The organism is Anoxybacillus sp. PDR2 (assembly GCF_009834045.1).
Lineage (GTDB): Bacteria > Bacillota > Bacilli > Bacillales > Anoxybacillaceae > Anoxybacteroides > Anoxybacteroides rupiense.
In genome coordinates this window covers 2,278,304-2,300,157 of record NZ_CP047158.1, presented here as the reverse complement: position 1 = coordinate 2,300,157, position 21,854 = coordinate 2,278,304, and the positions used below count along the sequence as shown (strand labels likewise).

Sequence of the window (21,854 nt, the reverse complement as noted above, 5' to 3'; positions counted from 1 at the left end):
GAAAAAGACACACGCCGTGAGGAGACGGCGTGTATGGGAGAAGTTATTGTTTTCGTTCCAGCATCCATTTTGGCTTTCCAAAGCCTTTGAAATTTTGGTCGATCACTTTTTCAAATTCTTTTGATTGAACCACTGCTTGGATATCTTTGACAAACGGTTGATTTAAATCTTTTGTATTCACAACGATGCGATTGCGATAATCATCCGGCATATTTTCTAGGGCAAGAGCGTCATTTAAGTCCATTTTTGCCGCTAAAGCGAAGTTGCCGGGCACCGCCGCCAAATCGACGCTTTCAACTGTCCGCGGCAATTGCCCTGCTTCAATCGGTTTAAATTTAAGGTGCTTGACATTTTCTTTGATATCTTTTTCCGAAACAGTGAGCGGATTGACGGATGAGTCAAGCTGGATCAGTTTTTGGTCTTGTAAGATTAGTAGTGCTCTTGCCAGGTTCGTAGGATCATTCGGAATCGCCATTTCGCTTCCATCCTTGATTTCATTTAGTGATTTAAATTTTTTTGAATAAATCCCCATTGGAGCAGTTGGAACAATAATGACTTCAGAAAGATCAAGATGATGCTCTTTAGCGAATGTCTCCATATAAATTTTATGCTGGAATAAATTAGCGTCTAAATCGCCATTGGCTAAAGCTAAATTTGGTTGAATGTAGTCGCTGAATTCCACTACTTTGACTTTATATCCTTTCTTTTCTAACAGCGGTTTGATCGCTTGGTTGACCATGTCGCTGTATGGACCGGAAGTTGCGCCAATCGTCAGCTCTTTTTTCTGCGTGCTTCCGGAAGCAGCTTCTTTATTGCCGCATGCCGCTAAAAGTGAAAAGGAAAGAAGGCAAATAAGTAAAACCAGTCGTTTTTTCATGTTGAAATCCCCCTTGATTATTTTATCGATTGCGTTGTTTTTTACCGTTTATCGACAAGACGGGCGATGCGTTCACCGCTAAATTGAATGATTTGAACAAGACAAATTAAAACAACGATCGTTGTAATCATCACCGTATTGTCATAGCGATAATAGCCAAAACGGATCGCTAAGTCGCCAATGCCCCCGCCGCCGACAATGCCGGCCATGGCAGAATATCCGACTAAGCTAATCGTTGTAATGGTGATCCCGTGGACGATGCCCGGGCGAGCTTCCGACAGCAGTACATCTTTAATAATCATCCACGGCGTAGCCCCAACGGCAATTGCTGCTTCAATCACTCCCTTCTCAATTTCTCGCAATGAGGTTTCTACCATTCTTGCGAAAAAAGGAATGGCGGCAACCGACAGCGAGACAGAGGCAGCAGTAGGACCGATGGTGGTTCCGGTAATCAGTCTTGTCAGCGGCAGCAGCCCGACGAGCAAGATGACAAACGGAATCGAACGAATCAGATTGACCGCAAAGCCTAGAACGGATTTGACGATGTTATTTTCTAAAAAAAGGCCCCGATCCGTGACGAAAAGCAGAATCCCCAACGGAAGTCCAATAAGGATCGCGATACAAAGAGAGATGGCGACCATATAAATCGTTTCTAAAAACGCTTTGTTTAGTTCAGGAATAAGATCGATAAGAGCATTAAGCAGCATGCGCAATCACTTCCAATCCATTGGTTCTTTCGGAAATATAATCGAGCGCTCGTTCAATTTCTTTGCGCTCTCCTGTCAGCTCCATGATAAAGACGCCGAGCGGGATGTTTTGAATATATTCGATTTTCCCGTGTAAGATATTGCCTTTCACTTTAAAGGTTTGCAACATATCGGAAACGATCGCTTCTTCGGCGCTCTCTCCCTTGAATAAAATTTTCACCATCGTTCCTGTCCGTTTTTGCAACAGATGGTCAGGAACTTCAAATTGCAGGATGCTATTGATGAAAGATTTCGTTAATTCCTCCTTTGGATTGGTAAAAAGCTCATATACCGTTCCTAATTCTATAATTTTTCCATTTTGCATAACCGCGACGCGATCGCATATATCTTTCACTACCTCCATTTCATGGGTAATCAATACAATAGTGATGCCTAATTCGCGATTAATTTTTTTCAACAGTGTCAAAATGGATTTGGTTGTGCTTGGATCGAGTGCCGATGTTGCTTCATCGCACAAAAGGACATTGGGATCATTCGCAAGCGCCCGCGCGATGCCGACTCGCTGTTTTTGTCCGCCGCTCAACTGGGCAGGGTAGGCATCTCGCTTGTCAGACAGACCGACTATGTCTAGCAACTCATTGACTCGTTTCTCTATTTCCTCCTTCGGTTTGTTAGCGGCTTTTAAAGCGAATGCGATATTTTCAAAAACTGTTTTTGAACTGACAAGATAAAAATGTTGAAAAATCATTCCGATTTTTAGACGCGCTTGCCGTAGCTGTTCGCTGTTTAAAGATGTTAAATCAACGCCGTCTATCATAATTTGTCCAGATGTCGGCCGCTCCAAAAGGTTGAGGCAGCGCAGCAACGTGCTTTTGCCGGCGCCGCTATAGCCGATGACGCCAAAAATTTCTCCAGCTTGGATGGTCAAAGAGACGTGATCGACGCCGATGACTTGCCTGTTTTTCGATGTGTAAATTTTAGTTACATCCTTGATTTCAATCATCACTTTCCCCCCTGAGAGTCGAGCTTTTTTAAAAAGAATGGAATTTGCAAAAAGTCTCGCGATGGCTCTTTTCATATGGTAACGAAAATTTTTGCATGGACCTCCATATAAAAGAAAAAACCTCTTTCACTCAGAAAGAGGCATCGGTATGTAAATACCAGACTTATCTTTCAGAATGAAAGCCATTCTGCAGGATGTGGCACCGTTCCCGATTGCGGGAGGTTGCCGGACGTCATTGGGCCTGTTCCCTCGGTCGCTCTTGATAAGCGGTTTGTTTATGGAATTTTTATACTCATCATAATTCCGATAAAGCTGATTGTCAATATCGGTTTTTATGAAAAAAAGATAAAAACGCTTACATTATAGGGAAAATAAGAAAAAATTTTTATTTATAGATGGCCCGAAAGTAAATCTATATTTGTCCACAAAAGGAGAAGAGAGAACGACAAAGCGATCGTCAACTTTTAGGATTTTTTCTCTAAGCTATGAGAGGGCGAATCTGACTTTCTTTCTTGACGATTGACAGTTGCTTATTTTTTTGATAAGTTGAATATGTTAAATCGTAATTATTACGATTTAATGGTGTATCAAATATTTTCAGTTTGGAGGGATCTTAGGCATGAGAGTAAAAGTTGTTTTACAGTGCACAGAGACAGGTGACCGTAACTATATCACGACAAAAAATAAACGAAATAATCCAGAGCGCTTAGAATTAAGAAAATATTCACCACGTTTAAAGCGCTATACGCTGCATCGCGAAACGAAGTAGCGCTTTGCTGAAAATAATCTAAAGGAAGTGATTCTCAAATGAAGCCAGGCATTCATCCTAACTATCAAAAAGTGGTTTTTATGGATGTCAACAGTGAATATAAATTTTTAAGCGGATCGACCAAATCTTCTAACGAAACGATCGTATGGGAAGACGGGAATACATATCCGCTTATTAAAGTGGAAATTAGTTCAGATACGCACCCCTTTTATACTGGGAAACAAAAATTTACGGACCGTCGCGGAAGAGCTGAACAATTTATGAAAAAATATCATTTGCAGCAGCAAGATAAATAATGGAAGGATAAAGCCGTACGAGACCGACCGGGAGCCAATGGTTTTATTGATGAGGGAGAAAAAATTGTTTCTCATAAACTGTTGAGTAAAAAAAGAGGATTTCTATATAAACCCAGTCTGCCTTTCCAGATGCGCCCGTTTAAAATTTTACTGGGATGAATTGATAAGCCGGATTGATATAGCTTATTGGTCATGCGATCCCCTTCGGATCGCTACGGGGTCTGAACAAAGCACAGATAAAAAATAAAGTCGTCGACCTCCAATGGCGTAAAAATCCCTGGAGATCGACGACACATACATTTTGAATGAAACGGTTGTCCGATCAACCATTGCACAAACATGCACCTCTCGTTATAATAAAACTAACAAATCGTTCCAAAAACCAAAAAGCTTAATCCATCAACATTTGTTGGGTTTGTATCTTAACTATGAGGAATTGAAATAATCGATATTTCCTTGTGTCTCTGCCTTCTGTTGACGTTTGTATCTTAACTATGAGGAATTGAAATTAGGGGTTCCGGCCTCCACTGTCTGTACAGCCATAAGGTTTGTATCTTAACTATGAGGAATTGAAACTCGATGTGTTTAAACTAGCAGCAATGATGAGAGAGGGTTTGTATCTTAACTATGAGGAATTGAAACCGTGATCAAGTAGAAATCAAAGGAACAGCGATGGAGTTTGTATCTTAACTATGAGGAATTGAAATTTGCAATGCTAATTGTTGTGTCAACTCGTCATATTGTTTGTATCTTAACTACGAGGAATTGAAACCCGTCCGGATTAGCTATTGAGCTAGAAAATATCCTTCGTTTGTATCTTAACTATAAGAAATTGAAATATCGTGTGGGATGTTAAAGGATTAGCTGAAAAAGAACGCAGAGCCAGTGTATGGTTCTACGTTCTTTTTTATATAACTTAAACGATCGTTACTTTTTTGTTGAAAAAACAACCTATAAAAAATACAGATAGAATATAGATGTATTAAATAAATACAGGATATTTTTTGTTTTATTGTTGACAATATTCAGACAATTAATTATTATGTTTTATATACGATATTTACAAAAACATAATAAAAAGAGGTGCCTGAAAATGGATAGGCAAGAGGCGGTGTATTGCTCGTTTTGTCATTCGGTGGATGTGGCAAAAATGTCTATGTTTGGAACTGCGCAGCTTGTTTCGCAATATTACTGTCATCAATGCAAAAGTGTTTTCGAATGGGTGCGATGGCGGAGGACATTGGATGAAGTAGAGAAAAAGCGATGAAAATCTGAGGGTGCGCTTTGTCTTTTGAACCGCTTGTTAATGGAAAGATTGCTTGTGGAAGGGGGCGAAAGCGGTAATTTTTAATGGATGTTGCAGCATTCATGTGTTCAGTATGGAGCGATGGATGACTAATCTATTTGGAGGGATGGGTATGGCACAAGAAACAGTCACAAAAACAAAAAATTTAACAGTGGTAAAAAACGAAGGGGTGGCGGAAATTCATTTGCACATTAACAAATCCAATTCTTATGATCTCGCCTTTTATCAGGAGCTGAATGCGGCGATCGACGACATTCGGTTTGATCCAAACATAAAAGTGGTTGTGCTGATGAGCGATATGCCGAAATTTTTCTCAGCGGGGGCGGATATCCATTTTTTACGGGCAGCGGATCCACGGTTTAAAACGCAATTTTGCTTGTTCTGTAACGAGACATTAGATAAAATCGCGCGCGCTCCTCAAGTGTATATCGCTTGTTTAGAAGGGCATACGGTCGGGGGAGGACTGGAAATGGCATTGGCGTGCGATCTTCGGTTCATGGGAGAGGAGGCAGGAAAAATCGGACTGCCGGAAGTGACGCTGGGAGTGTTGGCGGGAACAGGAGGCACGCAGCGGCTGGCGCGTCTGGTTGGCTATTCTCGTGCGTTGGATATGAACATTAGCGGGGAGACGGTGACGCCGCAAGAAGCGCTAGAGATGGGACTGGTAAATAGGGTATTTCCACAAGCGGAGACGAGGGAACGGACGTTGGAATATGCGCGGAAGATCGTCAACAGTGCAACTTATGCGGTATCGAATATTAAGCTATCGATTATGAATGGAAAAGAAATGCCGTTAAATGTGGCAATTCGTTACGAAGGGGAGCTACAAAACTTGTTATTCCGTTCGGAGGATGCGAAAGAGGGATTGAGCGCCTTTTTAGAAAAACGCCAGCCAAATTGGAAGGGAATGTAAATGTTTTAGATCACATGTATCGGCCAATCTGGCCGATCTATTTTTTAATTGGCTTTCATCATGCTTGAAAAAATCGGCAAACATTCGTCATAATACATAATAAAGGCGAAAAATTCAAAAAAAGACAGGTGTGAACAGCTATGAAACCAAGAGCGCTCATGTTTACTTTATTTGGGGAGTATATTCAGCATTATGGGAATGAAGTGTGGATTGGCAGTCTCATTCAAATGATGTCTCACTTTGGCATTTCTGAATCGTCCATTCGTGGAGCCGCGCTGCGGATGGTGCAGCAAGAATTTTTTGAGGTGCGAAAAATCGGAAACAATAGCTACTATTCTTTGACTCCAAAAGGAAAGCGGACGATGACGGATGGATTTATCCGCGTCTATTCATTGAAAAACTACAAATGGGATGGCTACTGGCGTATCTTAACCTATTCTGTACCGGAGGAAAAGAGGGAGCTGCGCAATCAAATTCGCAAAGAATTAAGCCTGATGGGGTTTGGTCTTATTTCCCATGGAACGTGGGCAAGCCCTAATCCTGTGGAACAGCAAGTAATGGAATTGATTAGGGATTATCATTTAGACCCATATGTGATTTTATTTACGTCGAGCTCCATTGTATCGCACAGTCATGAGCAATTGATTAAGCGCGGGTGGGATTTTGCGCAAATTGCTAAAGAATATGACCGGTTTATCGACACCTATCAACGAATATATGAAGAATTCCAGCGGCGAGCGTGGAACAATGAGCTGTCTGATCGAGAATGTTTTATTGAAAGGACCAAATTAGTACATGAATATCGTAGCTTTTTCTTTATGGACCCGAGCTTTCCTCATGATTTATTGCCAGATAATTGGAGCGGTACGAAAGCCCGTGAGCTGTTTTTTAATGTGCATCAGCTTTTGGCGGTGCCCGCTATTCGTTATTTTGAAACGCTGTTTGAATCGGCTCCTGACCGTGAGCTGCAATTGAACCGGGAAAAGGCGATCAATCCGTTTATCGGAATGATCTAGCGCATCGTATGATATAGAAGTTGTTTCGCTGAAGGAACTGGATGGACTCGACGGCGGTTGAAATGAGGAAGGCGGATAAGAGAGGGAGGATATTGATGGTGAATATTGAAATAATCCAGGATCATATGTATCGTATTCCGGTTCCTGTGCCATTTCCGATGAAATACGTTTATTGCTATTTATTTCGCGAGGCAGATGGATGGAGCATAGTCGATGTGGGGTTTCATTATCCTGATGCCATCGATACATGGGAAAAAGCATTTCAGCAGCTTCATGTGGATCGCCGGCAGATTCATTCTATTTATTTAACGCATTTTCATCCGGATCACTTCGGATTAGCAGGATGGATGCAGCGGCAGACCGGGGCGCAGGTGTGGATCAGCCGAGAAGATTATGCGATGGCAGAACGCGTCTGGAAAGAAGGGAGCGATCAAGCCGAGCAAGTCGGGGAGGCGTTTAGGCAGCATGGTGTTCCAGATGAATTAGTGAGCCAAATTGAAGAAAGCATGCAAAAACTGGCTCAACACGTTATGCCGCTTCCCTCTCTCTCCATTCTTAATCGCGATGAAGTGATTCTGGGACAAAAGCGATGGAAAGTGATCGAAGTTCCAGGACACAGCGATGGACTGATTAATTTTTACCAACCGGAGTTGCGATATTTGCTTGCGTCCGATCATGTATTGGAACGCATCACCCCCAATATTAGCGTATGGCCGGGAAGCCATCCCAATCCGCTGAAGCGATATGTTTCTTCTTTGCATCGGGTCAAGGAGCTGGATGTAGCGATAGCATTTCCGGCTCACGGAGAAGTGATTCGCTATCTGCGTCAACGAGTGGACGACATCCTGCGTCATCATGAGAAGCGGCTGCATCATATGAAGTCGCTTGCAAGTGAAGGAAAGACAGCCTACGAAGTGGCATTCGCCGTATTTGGACATAAGTCGCTGACGGCCCATCAGTGGCGATTTGCTATTGCGGAAACATTGGCGCATTTAGATTATTTAGTATCACGCGGAGAGCTCCAAAAGGAGAAGCGCAACGGAAGCGTTGTCTATCAATCTGAAGAAAAATAAGGAGAGACTGGCTGCATGGTTGCAGTCAGTTTTTTTATTTGGAATCCATTATATATAGAAGGTTTTATATAAAAAACACGATCGAAAAACAAACGTTATGGATTTTTAGTTGTCATTTGTGATTGTTGAATTAAAGCGTTCCTGCTCTCAATACTGAAATACCGCTATTTTTAAATTTTTATATTTTTCTGATTTTTATGTTGACAATGCGAATTACGTGTATTAATATTATGTTTAACAGACGATAAAATAAAAAACATAATAAGGAGGGAGAAGAGGTGGATCCATCTACTATTCTGAAAGAAAAGGTTCAAAACGGTTTTATTGTAGAAGGATTAGAAGACATGAATGAAGAGTACTTACAAGCTCTTAAACAAACGTTAATCATTGTTGGGGATACGGAATTGTTAAGCATCCCGCCTTTACTTACGGTATATGATCAAGCTCCTACACTAAACAACAAGATTACCGCGCTGGCCATTATGCAAGACGAGATCGGCCATGCTCACATCGCTTACCGCCTCTTAAAAGATTTAGGACAAAATATTGATGATTTACTCTATAAACGTGAACCACATCGTTGGAAAAATCCGTATGCATTTGATTTTGAGCTGTCCAATTGGATTGAGCTAGGAGTCTTTAACGCCTTTTTTGATCGAGCCGGGTATACGCTCCTTGGCGACGCCTTCGAATATACGTCCTATGGTCCTTGGAAACGTGCATTAGTGAAAGTTGACAAGGAAGAGTTGTTCCATCTTAGAAACGGCGAAGTGATTATGAGAACGGCCATGCAGGACCCAGAACTGCGCGAAGAGGTACAAAAAGCCGTTGATTGGATGTTTTTAATGGCCCTTGAATTTTTTGGGGTAGAAGATCGTTTGAAAAGCCGATCAGCGCAGCTTGAATATCGTTTAAAAGGACGAACGAATGATGAATTGCGCCAAAAATGGCTATCTACTGCTGTTCCTTTCTGTGAATCGATTGGGGTGAAAGTGCCTGCTCATTATGATGAACAACAGCAAAAATACGTGTTGGACGTCCCGTTCCCATGTAAATTCGATCCGGTCAATAAAAAGTGGCTAGTTGACCAGCCGGATACATGGGATAACGTGATCAAGCGATTTAAGCAAAGAGGACCGCATAATAAACAATTTGTTGAGCGCATTCAAAAAGGAGCCAAAGAATTAGAGCAATTACGAAAGGATGCGGTGTGATGGGAAAAATCGGGAGCGACACAAAGAAGTATTGGGAAGCGCTGAAGGAAGTGATGGACCCCGAATTTCCAATAAGCGTCGTTGATATGGGACTCATTTATGATATCGAAAAAAATGGCGATGAGCTTCATATTACGATGACATATACCGCAGTTTCTTGCGCATGCATGGAATGGATCGAACAAGACATTCGGCATCGTCTCCTTCAAGAGAACGGGGTTCAGGCAGTGCAGATTAACGTGGTCTGGGATCCGCCATGGACGGTGGATAGGTTGAGTCCTGAAGGGCGCGAAAAATTGAAATATTGGGGAGTGAGTTCAAAATAATGGTGGCTACGAAAAGAAAAACATTTGATATTTTCGCCCGAATTAAGCGCGGAGATCCATTAACCCATATCGGCACTGTTGAGGCAGAAAACGAACATCTGGCCAAAGTCTATGCCTCCTTTACTTATGATGAAGAAGATTGGTCAGAAATGACGGTTGTCGACCGCAGTCAGATTGTTTGGGTGAAAAAGCCTAACTGGTTATTTGCGCAGAAGGAGGGCAGAGTCCGATGAACCATACGCAACGGGAAGTACATGCATTGACGGAATTGCTTGAGACGATCGCCGATCATAAATATGTCCTTGGGGATCGTTTGGTGGAAGTAGGAGTGAGCGGTCCCAATATCGAGGCGACATTAGCGGCGATTGCCATGGCGCAAGGAGAATTAGGGCACGCAAGACTACTATATAACTGGTGTTTTGATTTGCGCGGCATTCGCGGAAAAAAAGCGGAGATTTACGGCCAGACCGGGAAAGCGTTTACAAGTATTGTGAATGTGAACAACTGGATCACGCTCATTGCGGCCTTGTATGCTACGAACCTAGCCATCGATATTGTGTGGCAATCTTTTCTCCAAGCGAATCATCCGGCTGTCACTTCACGTATCCAAAAGCTTATCCGCGAGCAGCAAGATCATTTAATATACGCGAAAAGCTGGGCTTATGAGCTTCGTCATGAACAGGGAGCGATACCAAGTCGTTTTGCACAGGCGTTAAATCATACGGTCAACGAAGTATACGTTTGGCTGACAGAGATTGAGAAAAAAGAAGAATTACAAACAGAAGGGTATTTGCCTATGAATATAAACCTAGCCAATCAATTTAAAGAACATCTAAAGGAAGTGGCGGCGGAATCGCTTGTACAAATGAACTAAGCGAAAACAGAAGCAGGGAGATTTGCGGGAGGTGAGAAGAACGAGGAGAAGCTTAGCGTTTTAGAGCAGCGGGGTACATGCTGTCTTTTACTATAAAATCAATTCTAATAGAAGGAGAGGAGAAGATAAAATGGCGGTAGAAACAAAAACGAAAAATTTAACAGTGGTAAAAAACGAAGGGGTGGCGGAAATTCATTTGCACATTAACAAATCCAATTCTTATGATCTCGCCTTTTATCAGGAGCTGAATGCGGCGATCGACGACATTCGGTTTGATCCAAACATAAAAGTGGTTGTGCTAATGAGCGATATGCCGAAATTTTTCTCAGCGGGGGCGGATATCCATTTTTTACGGGCAGCGGATCCACGGTTTAAAACGCAATTTTGCTTGTTCTGTAACGAGACATTAGATAAAATCGCGCGCGCTCCTCAAGTGTATATCGCTTGTTTAGAAGGGCATACGGTCGGGGGAGGACTGGAAATGGCATTGGCGTGCGATCTTCGGTTCATGGGAGAGGAGGCAGGAAAAATCGGACTGCCGGAAGTGACGCTGGGAGTGTTGGCGGGAACAGGAGGCACGCAGCGGCTGGCGCGTCTGGTTGGCTATTCTCGTGCGTTGGATATGAACATTAGCGGGGAGACGGTGACGCCGCAAGAAGCGCTAGAGATGGGACTGGTAAATAGGGTATTTCCACAAGCGGAGACGAGGGAACGGACGTTGGAATATGCGCGGAAGATCGTCAACAGTGCAACTTATGCGGTATCGAATATTAAGCTATCGATTATGAATGGAAAAGAAATGCCGTTAAATGTGGCAATTCGTTACGAAGGGGAGCTACAAAACTTGTTATTCCGTTCGGAGGATGCGAAAGAGGGATTGAGCGCCTTTTTAGAAAAACGCCAGCCAAATTGGAAGGGAATGTAAAGGGTAGGTTCGTGAATGAGGCCCCGGAAATGGATTGGTTAAGCCTATTTCTGCGGGCTTCCTGCTTCGGTTTCTGCATGGGTCCACTTGATGTCCAATTTTTAAAATAATGGGATGGTGAGCCATGGAATTACGCGGACTAGGGATGCTTTATAATGCAGCGAATTTGTTTATTGATGACCATATCCGTAATGGATTAGGAGAAAAGACGGCGATTTATTATCGCGATCAGCAAATTTGTTATCGCGAGCTTCAGGAGAGAACGAATCAAACGGGGAATATGCTGCGGACACTTGGATATAAATTGGAAGATCGTATCATTATGGTATGCCATGACAGCCCGGAATTTATTTACACATTTTTTGGTGCCATAAAAATCGGGGCTGTGCCAATTCCGGTTAACACGATGATGCAACCGGCTGATTACGAATATTTTTTAAATAATAGCCGCGCCAAAGGGTTGATTATTCACGCCGATCTTTGGGAGGCGCTTCAGCATTTAAAGGAGCGGTTTGTGTTTTTAGAGCATGTGATCGTAATTTATGAAAGCGCTGACATTAAAAGGGGTGGCACTCTTGATTTTTACCGCTTGCTTGATCGCGCCAGCAAGGAATTGGACGTTGCCCCGACAAATAAAGACGATGCAGCATTTTGGCTTTTTAGTTCCGGCAGCACGGGAGAGCCAAAAGGGGTGATTCATTTACAGCATGACATGGAATATGCATTGAATACCTATGCTAAGCAAGTGCTCAAAATCACCGAAGATGATCGTTGTCTCTCCGCCTCCAAATTGTATTTTGCTTATGGGCTGGGCGGAGGCCTGTATTTTCCGCTCGGTGTTGGTGCTTCTACAATTCTTGTGAAAGAACGCCCTTTGCCGGAAATGATATTTGAAGCTATTGAAACGTACAAGCCAACCATCTTTTTCGGTGTTCCGACACTATATGGAGCGATGATTGATTATGTGCAAAAAACAGGGAAACAGTTTGATCTTCGTTCCCTGCGTGTGTGTGTTTCTGCTGGTGAGGCGCTTCCGCCTGCGTTTTATCAAAAATGGAAGGAACTGTTCAATGTGGATATTTTAGATGGGATCGGATCTACAGAGGCGCTTCATATTTTTATCTCCAATCGGCTGGGCGATATTAAAGAAGGAAGTTCAGGAAAAGTGGTACCGGGGTATGACGTAAAGATTATTGATTCGCAAGGAATGGAATTGCCGCCTAACGAAATAGGCGATCTGGTGATTCATGGCGATTCCATTGCTCACGGCTATTGGAATCTTCATGAGCAAAATAAGAAAAAATTTGTTGGAGACTGGTTGTATATTGGCGATAAATACTATCGTGACGAGGATGGATACTATTGGTATTGCGGGCGTTCCGATGATATGCTCAAAGTGGGAGGAATATGGGTTTCTCCGATTGAAATTGAAAATTGCCTTTTACAGCATGATGATGTTTTGGAAGCTGCTGTCGTGAGCATTGAAAATGATCGGAATCTTACCATTCCGAAAGCGTTCGTTGTGCTGAAAGATGGAATAGAACCATCGAAAGAAAAGGAAGAAGAGCTAAAACAATTTGCGAAACAACATTTAGCCCACTATAAGCATCCGCGCGTGATTGAATTTATTGATCAGCTTCCGAAAACCGCTACTGGAAAAATTCAACGTTTTAAATTGCGAGAATTATTGAAGCATCAATAAGAGGAAGGAAACCATTGAAGGGGCGATGGGCATGAAAAGAAATGAATTTCAGCTCCGTGTCAATTTCGGTGATACCGATACAGCTGGAATTGTCTACTATCCTAACTATTTTAAGTGGTTTGATATCGCCGGACATCAATTTTTCCGAAGCATTGGACTGCCGCCTTTAAAACTAATGAAAGAACAGCAAATTATCCTTCCTCTTCTTCAGGCCGATTGTACATTTGAGCATCCATTGTATTACGATGATGTTGTAACCATTAAGACGGAAGTCGAGGAAATTAACCGTAAAACGGTCAAATTAAAACATGAAGTGTTCCGGGGAGAGATGAGAACGGGTTACGGCTTTGAAGTGAGAGGCTGGGTAAAAGAAGACAGCGGCCGCATCTTTGCTGTCCCCATTCCTGATGATGTCCGGAAGCTGCTTGAAGAAGAGGGAATGGGACCGTACGTTCAAGTAAATCCATGGCTTCATGCTTGAGGTGTGCTTGTATTTTTTTAAAAGCCAAGAGCGTTTATCGCCTCCTTGGCTCTTTTTCACTGTGGATAAAAGAAAGCCATATATTGAAAAACGGAGGGAGTCCATTGATAAGAAAAGCGAAAAGAACCGAACTAATAGAAGTGGCTCAAGGCCGCCGCCCCGCTGATCTTGTCATTCAAGGCGGAATGGTTGCGAATGTTTATTCTGGAGAGTTTTTGCGGCAAAATGTTGCCATTTATCAAGATACGATTGCCTATGTTGGGGAGAAGGATGTGGCAGTAAATGATGAAACCATTATCATGGATGCAAGCGGAATGTATGTCTCTCCCGGATTTATTGAACCACATGCTCATCCTTGGGTTTTTTATAATCCTGTTAGTATGACAAAAAAGGCATTGTCTTTAGGCACTACGACGACAGTGAATGATAACTTGTTTTTTTATTTGCACTTGGGAGCTGACGGATTTAAACAATTAGTCCGTGATCTGCAAACAATGCCAGGCAACTTCTTTTGGCTCGTTCGCCTTGTTTCACAAGCGGATTTCCCTGGGGAGCGCGATTGGTTTCAACCAAAAGAAATTCAAGCGTTGCTTTTTATGGATGAAGTCGCCGGGACGGCTGAAGTGACAAGGTGGCCATTATTGTACGAAGGCGATCCATTTTTAATGGAGACAATCGAAATCGCGAAAAAAATAGGGAAAATAGTAGACGGACATACGGCCGGCTGTTCTTATGACAAGTTAAATAGTATTGCAGCCAGCGGCGTCGATGCTTGTCATGAAGCGATTACAGCGAAAGAAGCGCTTGATCGGCTGCGGCTTGGGATGTGGACCACGCTTCGCAACAGTTCTCTCCGTCCGGATTTTCCGGAGATTATTCGTCTTATTACTGAGGGGCAGGTCAATACACAACGAATTACCATGACGACAGATGGGGCTCATCCTAGTTTTATTGAAAAAGAAGGTTTTGTGGACGGATTGATTCGAAAAGCGGTCGAACTTGGAGTGCCGCCGATGACGGCTCTGCAAATGGCAACGATTAATGCGGCGACATATTTGCGTCTTGATGATCAAATTGGAGGAATAGCGCCGGGCAAGCTTGCCGATATTGTACTTCTACCTGACCTAACCACTTTTAAACCGACTTTTGTCATCTCGAAAGGAGCACTTATTGCTCAAGACGGTCAGCTGCTCACGCCATTCCCAGCAATAAAATGGAATAAGTATGCGACAAAGAAGCCATTTTTGTTTCCAAAAGAGCAATTAGCGGATGAACGCTTGTACTGTTATCCACATTTGTCGGCTCACCGCTCTGTTCCTGTTGTTTCGTTTAAAAGCAATGTCATTACAGAACGAAGAGACGTTGTTTTGCCATCGGTGAATGGATATGCGGATCTTTCTAAAAGCGCCGGGCTGCTTTATGCTTCGCTTATTGCCCGCGATGGGCAGTGGGTAGCGAAGGCGATTTTAGATCGATTTGCAGTGAATCTTGATGGTATGGCGTCGACGTACAATACAACAACTGAACTGCTTGTGATCGGCAAATCCCCGAAGGCAATGGCTATTGCGGCGCAGCGAGTGCACGAAATGGGTGGGGGTGTGGTGGTGGTCGACCATAACGAAATTGTCGTCGAAATCCCGCTGCCGTTTACAGGGATGATGACGATTGATGATTCGTTTGAAGCAGCGGTTCGTTACCACGATCAACTGCTGCATGCTCTTCAAAAAAGAGGCTTTCCTTTTCACGATATTTTATATACGCTGCTGTTTTTAACATGTGATTTTCTGCCGGGGCTTCGTCTTATTCCGTATGGTCTATACGATGTAAAGCGCAATGACATTTTGCTCCCGGCACAGCCGTTATCCGACTGCCTCTTGCCGCATTAGCCTGCATTTTTGGTGACTCTTACATGTCGCTTGATTGTGGTCCCTTTCTCATCGGGCGGACTCGCATCAGAAAAAAGGGCGATTGATTATGAAAAAATGGTTAAGACGGAGTCGTCGATCTCCAATGGTGCAAAAATCCCGGGGGATCGACGACATATTTCTAGTAGCCAAAACCCCTACAGCGATCAAGCAAAGAAAGTGTTGATCGAATTTTAAGACAAGCTTATAATAACATTGTATCCATTTTCCAAATGCTGATTTCATCATCATTTTTGGGTGTTTTTATCTTAACTATGAGGAATTGAAACGAGGTAGGAGATTCCTACGCTGTCATCACACGACAAGGTTTTTATCTTAACTATGAGGAATTGAACGGCTCAAAAAAATCTCCCACCTCTGCAATGCGGGTGGGAGAGAGTTGTTAAAGGGGGGGACTTAAAGGTCGAAATCGTTTGGGTTTTTGCCGATTCGTTTGTTTTGATTTAGTGAGTGAATCCGTTCCATTTCTTCAGCTGTCAGTTCGAAATCAAAGATTTCGGCATTTTCTTTTATTCGTTGAGGTGTGACGGATTTCGGAATTGTGACCACTTGATTTTGCAAGTCCCAGCGCAGAATAACTTGTGCCGGTGATTTGCCATATTTATTGGCAATGTCGACCAGAATCGGTTCTTCTAGCAAAACGCCGCGCATTAGCGGAGACCATGCTTCCAGCTGAATCTGATGCTTTCGGCAAAAAGCATGAAGCTCTTGTTGTGTCAACCGAGGGTGATATTCCACTTGATTGACCATTGGTTTAATTTCGCAGTCGGTCATTAAGTTCTCTAAATGATGAATGTGGAAATTGCTCACGCCAATCGCGCGAACAAATCCCTCTTTATAAAGCTTTTCCAAGGCTCTGTATGTTTCTTTATATGTTTCTTTCACTGGCCAATGCACTAAGTATAAATCCACGTATTCAAGCCCAAGTTTGTTTGCGCTTCTTTTAAAGGCTTGGAGTGTTTCTTCATATCCTTGTTCTGTGTTCCACACTTTTGTTGTAATAAACAGCTGCTCACGCGGTATTCCGGATTCTTTGATCGCTTGGCCGACCCCTTCTTCATTTTCATAGAAAGAAGCTGTATCGATGTGGCGATAGCCGATTTCCAGCGCTGTCCGCACTGCTTTGACAACCTCATCGCCGTTTGACACTTTATAAACTCCAAGTCCGAGCCACGGCATTTTTACCCCATTTGATAATAAAGCGCTGTCTGTGATGCTGTTCATGGCAATCCCCCTATCCAAATTTTGTATAAGTTTATTATCTTTGCGTTTGTTTGAAAAAGCAAAACATATGCATCATTCATGGGGTCAATTTTTAGCGCTCTGTTTAAATAGTAGGAAGCAGACATAATACGGCGAAAAAGTGAGCGATTGAACCGGCCAATACAAACAGATGCCAAATGGCGTGATGAAATTTTACCCCTCTCCATACGTAAAAAATAGCGCCAATCGTATACAAAACTCCCCCAGATACGAGAAATAACAGGCCTTCAGAGCTAAGGTTGGCTTCCAGGGGCTTCCAAGCAAAGATGATGAGCCAACCCATTACAATGTAGAGAAGGGTGGAAGTATATAAAAAACGAGTGACAAAAAAGCATTTAAAAACTGTGCCTGCAACCGCAAGCCCCCAGACGATTCCAAACAAAATCCATCCTGTTGTTCCTTTGACGGCCAAAAAAAGAAACGGGGTATAGGTTCCAGCGATGAAAAAGTAAATGGAGGAGTGGTCAAAAATCTGAAATAATTGTTTTCCTTTTCCTTCTGGCAATCCGTGGCTGATGGTGGAGGATAAATATAAGATAAGCATGGTGCTGCCAAATAAGCTAAAGCTAATGACGTGCCACTCATTTCCATAAATAGCGGACATTACAACAAGAATAACGAGTCCGGCGATGCTTAATATCGCTCCAATTCCATGAGTAATCGCATGAACAAATTCCTCTGTTTTTGTAAATGTATGCGTACTAGCCAAACAGTCCATCCCTTTCCATAAAAATATTCTTTTCTATTGTAGCACGAACTGGATGAATGAACCAGTAAAGTCCTTGTATGTTGAAATAGGAAAATGAAAACGGCGTTTAGAGCCATGGTGATGAAAAACAAGCAGAATATTTCTCGAATTTACAACAAGCTATATTCATTAAGATGCAATTGTACCAAAAGGGTTTGAAGCGTTAACGACTCAAAAAAGCCAAATCAAAATTTTAGTTCAACCGTCTATATAGATACCATTTAACGTTTGCACATATATGTTATTTGTATTGCTTCCCAGCGGTTCAAGGCAAGTCTCTGTGGCTTGCCTTTCTTTCATGCCCAGCTTTTTTAGAAACGATAGATCGAAAAGAATGATTCGTTAGCCTTATAACAGACAAGAAACTTTTCGGGCGATAACCGTCTGATGATCGCTAGGAAGAACGACTCTGTTTGGCGCAGCTCTGCTAGTTTCCTTTCATTGGGAAGTAGGGGACTTTGAAAAATAGAAGGAACTGCACTGTATATCGAGAATATATCTAAAAAGGTTCCAGTGTTTTGAGGATAAAATCCTTAATTAGGAAAGGACGTGTTGGAGAGTGTACCATCAGCCGCAAAGCAGCACATGGACAGGAAGGATTGACAGCCGTACGGATCCGCTCAGCTTTCGATTTCATCAGCGTGTGCAACTAAAAAATATAGATGAACTTGAAAAAATGACAGGTGGAAAAGCATTTGCTTTATTAGGATTTCAATGTGATGAAGGTGTCAAACGAAATAAGGGGCGCGTCGGAGCTTATTACGGCCCGGTGGAAGTAAAAAAAGCATTGGCTAATTTGCCATGGCATTTTTCTGACAAGACATTCGTTTTCGATGTCGGCAATGTCGGTTGTGAAGATCATCATCTGGAACAAAGCCAACAGCAACTAGGCGAAGCGGTTCAGCATCTCATACAGCATCACATCACCCCGATTATTATTGGGGGAGGCCATGAAACGGCGTACGGGCATTACTTAGGGGTACGCCAAGCGGCTGGAACGGAAAAGAGCATCGGCATCATTAATATAGATGCTCATTTTGATATGAGGCCCTACGATCAGGGAACGTCATCAGGTACGATGTTTCGCCAAATATTAGATGCAGACCGCCAAGCTGGATATTTATGTCTTGGAATTCAGCCTTTTGGCAATACAGCTACCTTGTTTGAAACCGCTCAGCGGTATGGTTGTGTTTATGTTTTAGAGGAACAGGTGACGTGGGAGAGGATCAAAGAAATATATACGACGATTGAACAATTTATCGAAAAATACGATGTCGTGATGCTGACGCTTTGCATGGATGCGATCAGCGCCAGCGCAGCCCCAGGAGTAAGCGCGCCATCTCCATTTGGGTTAGATCCCAAAATCGCCCGTGCTCTGATCCGTCAGATTGTTGCTCATCCAAAAACGACAAGCTTTGATATTTCTGAAGTGAATCCGACTGTCGATGAAAACCGCAAAACGACTACATTAGCCGCTTATTTGTGCGCTGAGGCGCTTGCGGGGTTTGAGCGAAGGAATTCGATAGAAATCGCTCAGAATTACTAGCGATTTTTACCTTATCATTTTCTCAGCCGTGATCCCATGCATTCTTTCCACAGAAATTCCGCTTAGTATTCCGAAGCTGTTGGTCATTTGGGTTGAACGGACGGTTCTTACTCTTGTAATCGTCACTCCTATTGCCTGTTGGCTTTTATAACCGTACATTCGTGCTGATATCTGTATAGCTTTCTGCCTCCCCCGCAAACAAGGAACGCTAGTGGACAAATGAACTTACCCACCAAGCGTTCTTTATTTGCGCGGGGCTTAGTCGGAAAGCAAATCGGCTTGCCGACTTCAGCAGAAAAGCGGGAAATTCGATATTGTTCATTGGATGATAGCAACAACAGAGGGTGTCTCTTTTAACACTTTTATGCTGCACCCATGGCCTCGCAATCGTGTTTGCTAGGAAAAAACAAAGGGAGGATGAAAAAGCGGATGCAGCCAAAGTCAAAATGGACTTTGGCTGCGATTATCCTCGTTCCCTTTGTTGTTGCTTCAATAAGTCGCGGATTTCGCTCAACAGCTCCTCTTGTTTGGATAACACAGGCTGTTCTTCTATTTTTTCTTGCTTTTTGCGTTGATGCAGTTTGTTTAATCCTTTTACAAGCAAAAAGATGGAAAAGGCAACAATGAGAAAATCAACGATGGTTTGGATAAACATCCCGTATTTTATATTGGCTTTTCCAAATTGAAATGAGAGGCTGCTAAAATCAAGACCGCCAAGCAGTAAACCGAGCAGCGGCATGATCATATCGTTGACAAGGGAAGAAACGATTTTGTTAAAGGCGCCGCCGATAATCACCCCAATCGCTAAATCAACAATGTTTCCACGCATTGCAAACTCTTTAAATTCTTTCCACATAGATAACACCTCATTTTAACAAGTATAACATATTTATAAAAGATTCTAGGAGGAAATTTATGAATGGGAGAAAGAAGAACGGGGTGATGAGGTAAACGAATAGCAATTTAATATAAAATGACTATTTACATATATTTACATTAACCTATAATAATATTGTGGAAAATAATTACAAATAATGAAGGTGTATACCATCTTGTAAGCTCCATACAAAGGGATTGTTCCTATGTTGCTGTTTCCATTAATCAATGAAACTACAGGGGGGGACATGATGAAAAATAAAAAATGGCTTGCTCTTTTATTCGTTTTCTTGCTGGGAGCTTGTTCGGATAAGGAACCATCAGGGCCTGAAGCTAGAGCAGGAGGCTCAAAAACAAGAGAAACAGTAGTAGATTCAGAGCAAACCAACCAGCAAGATGTCCAAAATGGTCATATCACGAACCAAAACGAAAACACACAAACGAATCCATCATTGACTCCAGATGAGCTAAAAAAGCAGCTTCAGCTTAGCATGACAAAAGAAGCGGTGGATGCATTATTAAAGGTTCAAGCAGTACGGGTGGTGGATTCTGAGGGGAGCGGCGTCATCATGCGCCGTTACGATATAGGCTTTCCGAAAACGTATCAGTTTCAAGCGACGAAGGGATCAAGTGGGATGGAGCTTAATGAAATCGATGTAGATGGCGTCAAAACATACAATGGGATTGTCGTATTTGCCACTTATGATAACAAAAACGAAGCTCAGCGCTACTCCATCGTTTATCTTGAACCAGGCAAAATCTATCATTATATACACAATCCAGATTATGAAAAAACAGAAATGATTCAATGAAATTTCTCCCGCCTACACTCTATTTGGAGGCAGAAGACTTCTCGGGGGAGATGTTAAAAAAGAAGGAGACGGTTTTGTTGCGTGATTAGCTAGTAGGTTAATAGAGAAGGGATAAAAGTCAATACACGGAACCGGTTTTATCATCTTCAAGCAAGAAAACCCCACTTCAATGCATAAGGTATAAGTGGGGAAGCATTCTATAAAGCGCGTTATTTTCATCCTTCCGCGGCGACTTTGTTTGATAGATAGAGAGGAAATAGGTCAGCAGATAATAGCTTAGCTCATTTCCTCTTATGTTTCCGTCATGGTGCCGCCATTCACATGTAATACTTGACCTGTGACATAAGAGGAATCATCGGAAGCAAGATAAACGTATGTCGGAGCTAATTCGTACGGCTGTCCGGCTCTGCGCATCGGTGTATCGGTGCCGAAGGTTTTGACTCTGTCAGCTGAAAAAGAGGAAACGATTAACGGGGTCCAAATGGGGCCGGGTGCTACCGCATTGACGCGTATGCCTTTTTCTACTAGTTGCAGTGCTAACGATCTAGTAAACGATACAACTGCCCCTTTTGTTGACGAATAATCCACTAACGACGGTTCACCTTCATAAGCTGTAACAGAGGCCGTGCTCATAATAGAGCTGCCCGGCTTTAAATAAGGCAAAGCTGCTTGTGTGATGAAAAACATAGGAAAAATATTAGTGCGAAATGTATTTTCTAACTGTTTTTTTGAAATGTTAAGAATACTTCGTTGCGGATATTGCACCCCTTGATTTAAAACGAGAATATGCAGCTTGCCAAAAGCATCGATCGTTTCTTGAACAAGCTGATGGCAAAATCGCTCTTCTCTTAGGTCGCCAGAAAGCAGTAAACAACGCCGCCCGTATTTTTCTATATATTCTTTCGTCTCTTTGGCATCCTCATGCTCATCTAAGTAAGCAATGGCCACATCGGCTCCTTCTTTGGCAAAAGCGATGGCTACCGCTCGCCCGATTCCGCTGTCTCCTCCTGTAATAATGGCCACTTTATTTTGCAGTTTACCGCTTCCTTTATAACCAGGATGATCAAAAATAGGCCGGGGATTCATGATATACTCCAAGCCAGGCTGTTTTGGCTGATACTGAGGCGGAAACGCGATCGGCTTCTGTTTGCAGACCGTTTCATAACTGTAATATGGATATACGGGAATCATTTCTCTTTCCC

Annotated in this window: 22 protein-coding genes, 1 CRISPR repeat array and 1 riboswitch; of the genes, 15 read left to right on the top strand and 7 right to left on the bottom strand. The window is 42.7% G+C overall.

The genetic code is table 11. The features are described from left to right. Positions 1-43: 43 nt before the first annotated feature. The 3 genes from GRQ40_RS10985 to GRQ40_RS10975 are packed head-to-tail and all read right to left on the bottom strand — an operon-like array spanning position 44 to position 2,587. Entirely contained in the window at positions 44-877 is an 834-nt protein-coding gene (locus tag GRQ40_RS10985; RefSeq protein WP_080862585.1) for a MetQ/NlpA family ABC transporter substrate-binding protein, read from the bottom strand. Positions 878-918: 41 nt separating this feature from the next. After that, positions 919-1,584 (bottom strand): methionine ABC transporter permease, encoded by a 666-nt coding sequence (locus GRQ40_RS10980; RefSeq protein WP_044741901.1) that lies wholly within the window; start codon positions 1,582-1,584, stop codon positions 919-921. Further along, positions 1,574-2,587, bottom strand: coding sequence for a methionine ABC transporter ATP-binding protein (locus GRQ40_RS10975; protein WP_066150420.1), 1,014 nt, complete (start codon positions 2,585-2,587; stop codon positions 1,574-1,576). The genes GRQ40_RS10980 and GRQ40_RS10975 overlap by 11 nt, the downstream gene beginning before the upstream one ends. 160 nt (positions 2,588-2,747) lie before the next feature. Then, a riboswitch (SAM riboswitch) is annotated at positions 2,748-2,856 on the bottom strand. A 350-nt stretch (positions 2,857-3,206) separates the two neighbouring features. Between GRQ40_RS10975 and rpmG the strand changes: the two genes are divergently transcribed. From rpmG to GRQ40_RS10910, 13 genes are all read left to right on the top strand, one after another. Beyond that, positions 3,207-3,356 carry a 50S ribosomal protein L33 gene (gene rpmG, locus GRQ40_RS10970; RefSeq protein WP_080862584.1) on the top strand — a complete coding sequence of 50 codons (150 nt, stop codon included), beginning with the start codon at positions 3,207-3,209 and terminating at the stop codon, positions 3,354-3,356. Between the two features lie 38 nt (positions 3,357-3,394). Further along, positions 3,395-3,652 carry a type B 50S ribosomal protein L31 gene (locus GRQ40_RS10965; RefSeq protein WP_044741903.1) on the top strand — a complete coding sequence of 86 codons (258 nt, stop codon included), beginning with the start codon at positions 3,395-3,397 and terminating at the stop codon, positions 3,650-3,652. Positions 3,653-4,065: 413 nt separating this feature from the next. Further along, positions 4,066-4,490: a CRISPR direct-repeat array (repeat unit 29 nt; unit sequence GTTTGTATCTTAACTATGAGGAATTGAAA). Positions 4,491-5,070: 580 nt separating this feature from the next. Next, the gene (locus GRQ40_RS10960) at positions 5,071-5,871 is read left to right on the top strand and encodes an enoyl-CoA hydratase/isomerase family protein (protein WP_159719983.1); all 801 of its coding nucleotides are present in this window, start codon (positions 5,071-5,073) and stop codon (positions 5,869-5,871) included. A 140-nt stretch (positions 5,872-6,011) separates the two neighbouring features. Further along, the gene (locus GRQ40_RS10955) at positions 6,012-6,887 is read left to right on the top strand and encodes a PaaX family transcriptional regulator (protein WP_159719982.1); all 876 of its coding nucleotides are present in this window, start codon (positions 6,012-6,014) and stop codon (positions 6,885-6,887) included. 89 nt (positions 6,888-6,976) lie between these two features. Beyond that, positions 6,977-7,960, top strand: a complete 984-nt coding sequence (locus tag GRQ40_RS10950; RefSeq protein ID WP_159720859.1) for an MBL fold metallo-hydrolase — start codon at positions 6,977-6,979, stop codon at positions 7,958-7,960. Positions 7,961-8,238: 278 nt separating this feature from the next. Further along, positions 8,239-9,174, top strand: coding sequence for a Phenylacetic acid catabolic protein (locus GRQ40_RS10945; RefSeq protein WP_066148484.1), 936 nt, complete (start codon positions 8,239-8,241; stop codon positions 9,172-9,174). Further along, positions 9,174-9,500: a metal-sulfur cluster assembly factor gene (locus tag GRQ40_RS10940; protein WP_066148486.1), complete on the top strand. Its 327-nt coding sequence runs from the start codon at positions 9,174-9,176 to the stop codon at positions 9,498-9,500. Before GRQ40_RS10945 ends, GRQ40_RS10940 begins: the two co-directional genes overlap by 1 nt. Next, a complete protein-coding gene (locus GRQ40_RS10935; RefSeq protein WP_044742350.1) occupies positions 9,500-9,733 on the top strand; it encodes a hypothetical protein in 234 nt (77 codons plus the stop codon). The genes GRQ40_RS10940 and GRQ40_RS10935 overlap by 1 nt, the downstream gene beginning before the upstream one ends. After that, positions 9,730-10,374, top strand: a complete 645-nt coding sequence (locus tag GRQ40_RS10930; RefSeq protein WP_080862159.1) for a Phenylacetic acid catabolic protein — start codon at positions 9,730-9,732, stop codon at positions 10,372-10,374. Before GRQ40_RS10935 ends, GRQ40_RS10930 begins: the two co-directional genes overlap by 4 nt. Before the next feature lie 130 nt (positions 10,375-10,504). After that, a complete protein-coding gene (locus tag GRQ40_RS10925; RefSeq protein ID WP_159719981.1) occupies positions 10,505-11,299 on the top strand; it encodes an enoyl-CoA hydratase/isomerase family protein in 795 nt (264 codons plus the stop codon). A 124-nt stretch (positions 11,300-11,423) separates the two neighbouring features. After that, positions 11,424-13,001 carry a benzoate-CoA ligase family protein gene (locus GRQ40_RS10920; RefSeq protein WP_159719980.1) on the top strand — a complete coding sequence of 526 codons (1,578 nt, stop codon included), beginning with the start codon at positions 11,424-11,426 and terminating at the stop codon, positions 12,999-13,001. A gap of 31 nt (positions 13,002-13,032) precedes the next feature. Next, a complete protein-coding gene (locus GRQ40_RS10915) occupies positions 13,033-13,482 on the top strand; it encodes an acyl-CoA thioesterase (RefSeq protein WP_159719979.1) in 450 nt (149 codons plus the stop codon). Positions 13,483-13,586: 104 nt separating this feature from the next. Further along, complete coding sequence (locus tag GRQ40_RS10910) at positions 13,587-15,368, top strand: adenine deaminase C-terminal domain-containing protein (protein WP_159719978.1); 1,782 nt, start codon at positions 13,587-13,589, stop codon at positions 15,366-15,368. A gap of 435 nt (positions 15,369-15,803) precedes the next feature. Here GRQ40_RS10910 and GRQ40_RS10905 read toward each other — a convergent pair whose 3' ends face one another. Beyond that, entirely contained in the window at positions 15,804-16,631 is an 828-nt protein-coding gene (locus GRQ40_RS10905; protein ID WP_159719977.1) for an aldo/keto reductase, read from the bottom strand. 103 nt (positions 16,632-16,734) lie between these two features. Then, positions 16,735-17,379 carry a PAQR family membrane homeostasis protein TrhA gene (locus tag GRQ40_RS10900; protein WP_159719976.1) on the bottom strand — a complete coding sequence of 215 codons (645 nt, stop codon included), beginning with the start codon at positions 17,377-17,379 and terminating at the stop codon, positions 16,735-16,737. A gap of 598 nt (positions 17,380-17,977) precedes the next feature. Here GRQ40_RS10900 and hutG point away from each other — a divergent pair. Further along, entirely contained in the window at positions 17,978-18,964 is a 987-nt protein-coding gene (hutG, locus tag GRQ40_RS10895) for a formimidoylglutamase (RefSeq protein ID WP_159719975.1), read from the top strand. Positions 18,965-19,427: 463 nt separating this feature from the next. Here hutG and mscL read toward each other — a convergent pair whose 3' ends face one another. After that, on the bottom strand, positions 19,428-19,820 hold the full coding sequence (gene mscL, locus GRQ40_RS10885; protein WP_159719974.1) for a large conductance mechanosensitive channel protein MscL: 393 nt from the start codon (positions 19,818-19,820) through the stop codon (positions 19,428-19,430). Positions 19,821-20,091: 271 nt separating this feature from the next. Between mscL and GRQ40_RS10880 the strand changes: the two genes are divergently transcribed. After that, positions 20,092-20,652 (top strand): hypothetical protein, encoded by a 561-nt coding sequence (locus GRQ40_RS10880; protein WP_159719973.1) that lies wholly within the window; start codon positions 20,092-20,094, stop codon positions 20,650-20,652. A gap of 291 nt (positions 20,653-20,943) precedes the next feature. Here the strand turns inward: GRQ40_RS10880 and GRQ40_RS10875 are convergent, their stop codons facing one another. After that, complete coding sequence (locus GRQ40_RS10875) at positions 20,944-21,843, bottom strand: SDR family oxidoreductase (RefSeq protein ID WP_159719972.1); 900 nt, start codon at positions 21,841-21,843, stop codon at positions 20,944-20,946. Positions 21,844-21,854: the final 11 nt, after the last annotated feature.

Coding starts and splice junctions, on each gene's coding strand:
- GRQ40_RS10925 (WP_159719981.1), top strand. CDS start 10,505: ATGGCGGTAGAAACAAAAACGAAAAATTTAACAGTGGTAAAAAACGAA.
- GRQ40_RS10935 (WP_044742350.1), top strand. CDS start 9,500: ATGGTGGCTACGAAAAGAAAAACATTTGATATTTTCGCCCGAATTAAG.
- GRQ40_RS10975 (WP_066150420.1), bottom strand. CDS start 2,587: ATGATTGAAATCAAGGATGTAACTAAAATTTACACATCGAAAAACAGG.
- rpmG (WP_080862584.1), top strand. CDS start 3,207: ATGAGAGTAAAAGTTGTTTTACAGTGCACAGAGACAGGTGACCGTAAC.
- GRQ40_RS10960 (WP_159719983.1), top strand. CDS start 5,071: ATGGCACAAGAAACAGTCACAAAAACAAAAAATTTAACAGTGGTAAAA.
- GRQ40_RS10915 (WP_159719979.1), top strand. CDS start 13,033: ATGAAAAGAAATGAATTTCAGCTCCGTGTCAATTTCGGTGATACCGAT.
- GRQ40_RS10930 (WP_080862159.1), top strand. CDS start 9,730: ATGAACCATACGCAACGGGAAGTACATGCATTGACGGAATTGCTTGAG.
- GRQ40_RS10940 (WP_066148486.1), top strand. CDS start 9,174: ATGGGAAAAATCGGGAGCGACACAAAGAAGTATTGGGAAGCGCTGAAG.
- GRQ40_RS10920 (WP_159719980.1), top strand. CDS start 11,424: ATGGAATTACGCGGACTAGGGATGCTTTATAATGCAGCGAATTTGTTT.
- GRQ40_RS10985 (WP_080862585.1), bottom strand. CDS start 877: ATGAAAAAACGACTGGTTTTACTTATTTGCCTTCTTTCCTTTTCACTT.
- GRQ40_RS10980 (WP_044741901.1), bottom strand. CDS start 1,584: ATGCTGCTTAATGCTCTTATCGATCTTATTCCTGAACTAAACAAAGCG.
- GRQ40_RS10875 (WP_159719972.1), bottom strand. CDS start 21,843: ATGATTCCCGTATATCCATATTACAGTTATGAAACGGTCTGCAAACAG.
- GRQ40_RS10880 (WP_159719973.1), top strand. CDS start 20,092: ATGAAAAATAAAAAATGGCTTGCTCTTTTATTCGTTTTCTTGCTGGGA.
- GRQ40_RS10905 (WP_159719977.1), bottom strand. CDS start 16,631: ATGAACAGCATCACAGACAGCGCTTTATTATCAAATGGGGTAAAAATG.
- GRQ40_RS10965 (WP_044741903.1), top strand. CDS start 3,395: ATGAAGCCAGGCATTCATCCTAACTATCAAAAAGTGGTTTTTATGGAT.
- mscL (WP_159719974.1), bottom strand. CDS start 19,820: ATGTGGAAAGAATTTAAAGAGTTTGCAATGCGTGGAAACATTGTTGAT.
- GRQ40_RS10955 (WP_159719982.1), top strand. CDS start 6,012: ATGAAACCAAGAGCGCTCATGTTTACTTTATTTGGGGAGTATATTCAG.